We start from the raw sequence: 2,659 nt of genomic DNA, 5'->3' as shown, positions 1-2,659 counted from the left end.
GGAATGTGATCTCGAGATGAGCGACAAGGAACCCGTCATCAAGGTGCGCGACCTCGTGGTCGGCTTCGGCGGCCAGCCCGTGCTGAACCACCTCGATCTCGACGTGCGCGGCGCGGAGATCCTCGGAGTCGGCGGCGCCTCGGCCGCGGGCCAGTCGGTCCTGCTACGCACCATTATCGGACTCTTGCCGCGGCAGCACGGCAGCATCGAGGTGCTTGGCGTGGAGTTGGCGCGCGCCAGCGAGGAGAAGCGCCGCGCGCTCGAACGCCGCTGGGGCGTTCTGTTTCAGCAAGGCGCCCTGTTCTCCTCGCTCACGGTCAAGCAGAACGTGCAATTTCCCATGCGCGAGAACTTGGACATCTCGCAGCGGCTGATGGACGAGATGGCGCTCGCCAAATTGGAGATGGTCGGGCTCTCCCCCCATGACGGCAACAAGTTTCCCTCCGTGCTGTCGGGCGGGATGACCAAGCGCGTCGCGCTGGCACGGGCGCTGGCCCTCGATCCGGAGATCGTGTTTCTGGATGAGCCCACCTCCGGCCTCGACCCGATCTCCGCCGGCGATTTCGATGAATTGATCCGCACGCTCCAGCAGACCTTGGAGATCACCGTATTCATGGTCACCCACGACCTGGAGAGTCTTTATACCGCGTGCGACCGCATCGCGGTTCTGGCCGACGGCAAGGTCGTGGCCGACGGCCCCATCGCCACCATGCTTCAATCGGAGCACCCCTGGGTGAAAACCTACTTCCAGGGGAAGCGCGGCGGCATGCTGGCGGACCGCCAGATGAGCGCTTGAACGGAAAGGGATCTGATCGATGGAAACCCGCGCCCGCTACGCCTTGATCGGACTTTTCATACTCGCCGTGATCGGCGCGATCTTCGGCTTCGTCTATTGGCTGGAGAACAAAGGCGGCTTCGGCGAGCGCGAAACCTATCGTGTGCAGTTCGAGAGCTCGGTCTCCGGCCTCCTGGTCGGCTCCGCCGTCTTGTTCAACGGCATCCGCGTCGGCGATGTCACCGGCATCGCTCTCAATCCCGCCGCACCGCAACAGGTCATCGCCACCATCGACGTGGTGAAGCATACGCCCATCCGCGAGGATACGCGGGTCAACGTGGAGCAGCAGGGCCTCACCGGCGGCGTCGCCATTACGCTCACCGGCGGCACCTCCGACGCACCGATACCGGCCAATGGCGGCGTGGCCACACTGATCGCGCCGCCCGGCGTCGGTCAGGATTGGACCCAGTCCGCGCGCGATGCGTTTCAGCAGGTCGAGACGATTCTGAACGAAAATGCGCAGCCGCTGAACGAAGCGATCGAGAACATCGAGGTCTTCACCGACGCGCTGGCCCGGAACGCCGACAGGGTCGACGGCATCTTGGCGGGCATCGAGCGCATGACCGGCGGCGGCAAGGGCACCGCGCCCCTCTATTCACTTAAGCCTGCGGCCGATCTTCCGCCGCCCGAGAAGGCGCCGGATTGGCAGCTCATCATCCCGGAGCCGACGACCCTGCTCGCTTTCAACACCGACAAGATCCTTACCCAGCCCGCGCCGGACGAGAGCTTGCCGCTCGAAAATGCGCGCTGGAGCGACAGCCTGCCGATCCTGGTCCAAGCGAAGCTCCTGGAGACGTTCGAGAACGCCGGCTACGCGCAGCGCGTCAGCCGCACCATCGGCGACTTCGCCAGCAACTATCAGCTCTCGATCGACATCCGGGAGTTCAACGTCTCGACCGAAGGTGCGCCGGAAGCCCAGATCGTGATCCTGGCCAAGCTGCTCAGCCCGGAGAGCGAGATCATCGCTTCGCGCAAATTCGAGACCTCGGCGCCGGTGCAGGGAAGCGACGTGCGCGACTTTGTCGATGGGCTAAGCGCTGCCTTCGACAAGGTCGAGCGCGAGATTCTCGACTGGACCACGACGGAGATCGAGACTGCACCGGTCTCCGTTACGGTTGAACCTCCGGCACCGCTCGACGACATGCCGCCAGCTCCGGACGATGCACCGGCCGACGGCGAGCTGCCCCCGGCGCCTTGACCTGCCATCGGCTTATAGCCTTGGCGTTTGGGAGACTGCCTCCCGTTGATCTGGCTCAACGAGTTGACGCACCCCCTGCGGGATCGTCCCCAAATGAGGCCTGCCGCGCGCCGCCACGCAAAACCTGAGACGTCATAAGGCCATTGTCCTGGGGCAAAGTTTCGTGAAACCCACCAGCATCTCCGACAGCACGTCGATCGGTCACCCGGGGCAAGCCTTCACCCTTTGGCATACGAAGCCTGCCGGCGAAGTCCTCGAAGCGCTCGAGAGCGGCCCTTCAGGCTTGAGTTCTGGTGAGGCGCAAGCGCGCAAAGCGCTCTTTGGCCCCAATCGCCTTCCCGAGTCGGCGAAGCAAAGCGCGCTGTGGCGTTTTCTTCTCCAGTTTCACAACGTGCTGATCTACGTGCTCCTTGGCGCGGCAGTGTTGGCCACGGCGATTGGCCACGTGACGGACGCCGCGGTGATTTTGGCGGTCGTCATCGTCAACGCGATCATCGGCTTCGTGCAAGAGGGCCGCGCCGAGCAGGCCCTTGAGGCGATCCGCAGCATGATCGACCCGCACGCCTCGGTCGTGCGTGACGCCCACCGCACCGTCGTGCCGGCCGAGGACATCGTTTCGGGCGATA

3 protein-coding genes are annotated in these 2,659 nt (G+C 64.5%); all 3 read left to right on the top strand.

Going from position 1 to position 2,659, the window contains the following annotated elements; translation table 11 throughout:
• The first annotated feature begins 16 nt into the window (after positions 1-16).
• The gene (locus tag ACSLE4_RS12780) at positions 17-796 is read left to right on the top strand and encodes an ABC transporter ATP-binding protein (protein WP_435904824.1); all 780 of its coding nucleotides are present in this window, start codon (positions 17-19) and stop codon (positions 794-796) included.
• A gap of 19 nt (positions 797-815) precedes the next feature.
• Positions 816-2,033, top strand: coding sequence for an ABC-type transport auxiliary lipoprotein family protein (locus ACSLE4_RS12775; RefSeq protein WP_435904823.1), 1,218 nt, complete (start codon positions 816-818; stop codon positions 2,031-2,033).
• Between the two features lie 163 nt (positions 2,034-2,196).
• On the top strand, positions 2,197-2,659 hold a 463-nt coding region (locus ACSLE4_RS12770), incomplete at its 3' end, for a cation-transporting P-type ATPase (RefSeq protein WP_435904822.1).

It is taken from the genome of Methyloceanibacter sp., from assembly GCF_051306395.1.
Taxonomy (GTDB): domain Bacteria; phylum Pseudomonadota; class Alphaproteobacteria; order Rhizobiales; family Methyloligellaceae; genus Methyloceanibacter.
This window is presented reverse-complemented; position numbering and strand designations above follow the sequence as displayed.